Origin of the sequence: Bacillus sp. C30, from assembly GCF_040838255.1 — a bacterium.
In the GTDB taxonomy this organism is placed as follows: domain Bacteria; phylum Bacillota; class Bacilli; order Bacillales; family Bacillaceae_G; genus Bacillus_A; species Bacillus_A mycoides.
Map to the genome: position 1 here is coordinate 1 of NZ_JBFPJH010000442.1, position 2,401 is coordinate 2,401.

Genomic DNA, 2,401 nt, shown 5'->3' on the forward strand with positions numbered 1-2,401 from the left:
TTATTTTCTAGTTTAAATTCTTTTTCAATTGTATCACCAGGTTTTAAATTCGATACATTAACAACTGTTGATGGATTTAATGATAAATCAAGCGTACCAGCCGCAAATGTATTATTTGACACTTCTTTATCGCTAAAGAATGCAAATGTTCCTCCACCAACTAATGCTGCTCCTAATACTGCTGATGCGATACCCATTCCTAATTTTTTCTTTAAAGTCATGTCCATATCCCCTTAATATATATATATATTTGTTAACTTCCTAAACGGAAAGTATAACCAAACGAACTAGACGGATTGTTCTACTTTTTTATCTTTCTTTTCTCCGTCAATGCTACGAATAGCGCCAAAAATAGAAATTGCGGAATAGCCAAGTAAAAAGACTCCAGGAATAATGAGAAGTAATGCTGCTCCCGCTTTTGAACTCGCATAATTCAGTCCATAACCAACGTATGGAACTGTAATATCTGCATACTTTCCAATTACATTCTCTGCAAGTACTGGTGCTAAATCTGGTCCGTTGTTGTTATCCCCTTTTGTTTCATACATTACTTTTCCATTTGTATCTTTCACACCGATAATACGGTGAGTGATAATTTTGTCATCTTTCTCTTTAAACGTAATAACATCACCTTTTTTATATTTAGAACCATCTTTCGTTGGCTCTATCGCAATGATTGATCCTGTTAAAAATGTTGGTTCCATCGATCCTGAAAGAACGCTCTTAAATTGATATCCTATCACTGTTGGATCCCCGCCACTCGCTTTTGAAGAAATAACTACAAAAGCTAAACAAACCATTACCGCAAATAAAACAAATGAGATAACGTTGCTAATCACCTTCCAAATTAATTTCATCGTCTCTCTCCCTCTCCGTTGTTTTATGTTATTTGAAGTATACAATATTCATTTGGTTCTCTAACAAGAACACAAGTAAATAATATAACGAACAATTTGGAAATGCAATAAGAAAATTTACAATTATTAGTTAAATCATTTTTGAAATGCATACAAAAAAGACCGTGACAAAATCTCATCACGGTCTACTAGCAATTTATTTTTCTTCTGATTTCATCCCTTGGTTATTTCGGCGCAGCACTACATATAAAATCGCTCCAAATAATAAAATCGCACCTATTCCAACACTTATCACTTTCACATTCGATTCCTTTACTTCAGGTGCAACTGTATCTTTTTTAGGCATCGCAAAAGTAACATCTTCTTTTGAAAGAACATTTATAGTCGCAATCGTTTGATTATTCTTTATAATATCTACCGCACCAACTACTTCACCGCGATGAATTCCTTTTTGATACAAAGATTCTTTATCCACTGAATTAACCCGAAAAGCCGTTTTTATATTTTTCCCTTCATCTTTCTTTAGCATAAGCTCTGCACTTTTTTCCAGCTCAGAATCAACATCTTTATTTAAATACTTTGCCTTTTGGTGCCAACTATGTTTATCTAGTACAGTTTGCTTCGTAAATTGCCCAAAAGAATATTCCGCCATCTGCTTCAAATCTTCATAAATTTCAGGTCTTTGAGAAGCCATTACTACATTTATAATACGATTACCATCCTTCTCATTTAATAAAACGAGCGTATTGCGTGCTTCATTCGTAAATCCTGTCTTACCACCCATACTATATGGATTTTCAAAATAAGTAGACTTATTAAAAATAGAAACTGTTTGCGTAGATGTCGTAACCGTCGTTCTTTTCGTATTCATCGCTTGTAAAATTTCAGGATACTTTTGCACACCTCTCGTAATCATGGCTATATCATATGGCGTCGTATAATGATTTGGATCATGCAATCCATTTGGCGTTACAAAATGACTATCTTTAGCCCCTAATTGCTTCGCCCTTTCATTCATCATATTGGCGAAGTTTTCAACACTTCCTCCAATACGCTCCGCAATCGCATACGACACATCATTCGCACTCAGCACCATTAAAATCATAAGTGCAGTATTTCTATTAATAGTCTCACCAGGGTGAAACTCAATTTGATAATTACTCTTCTCTTGATCTAATGCTAATTGTGAAAACGTAAATTGATCCTCTGGCTTCGTATGCTCCATCAGTAAAATCGCCGTTAACACTTTCGTCATACTAGCAGGGAACGCACGATGATGTGCATTTTTGTCGTACAACATATCTCCTGTTTTCGCATCAATCGTAGTCGCAAACTGACTAAAAACATTCGGCCCTTCCGCAGGTGGAGGTGCCACTTGCTCCGGATTTACTCCAATATTCGTCTCAGCATATAACGTCATAGGTGTCAAAAAAAATAAACAAATAACCATAACAAAAACCGAAATTTTCTTAAAATTTACCATATGACTCTCCCTTTTCCCTTTACTTTCACATTCTATAAAATACCTCTACCAACCTATATGT

General features: G+C 35.1%; 3 protein-coding genes. All 3 read right to left on the reverse strand.

Annotated features, from left to right (window positions below; translation table 11 throughout):
* A partial coding sequence (locus AB3X49_RS21465) for a TasA family protein (RefSeq protein ID WP_367964614.1) occupies window positions 1-221 on the reverse strand: 221 nt, incomplete at its 3' end.
* Between the two features lie 66 nt (window positions 222-287).
* Window positions 288-857: a signal peptidase I SipW gene (gene sipW / locus AB3X49_RS21470; RefSeq protein ID WP_367964616.1), complete on the reverse strand. Its 570-nt coding sequence runs from the start codon at window positions 855-857 to the stop codon at window positions 288-290.
* 196 nt (window positions 858-1,053) lie between these two features.
* On the reverse strand, window positions 1,054-2,340 hold the full coding sequence (locus AB3X49_RS21475; RefSeq protein WP_367964618.1) for a D-alanyl-D-alanine carboxypeptidase family protein: 1,287 nt from the start codon (window positions 2,338-2,340) through the stop codon (window positions 1,054-1,056).
* Window positions 2,341-2,401: the final 61 nt, after the last annotated feature.

Excerpts from the sequence above, each read along its gene's own strand:
- sipW (WP_367964616.1), bottom strand. The coding sequence starts at position 857 with ATGAAATTAATTTGGAAGGTGATTAGCAACGTTATCTCATTTGTTTTA.
- AB3X49_RS21475 (WP_367964618.1), bottom strand. The coding sequence starts at position 2,340 with ATGGTAAATTTTAAGAAAATTTCGGTTTTTGTTATGGTTATTTGTTTA.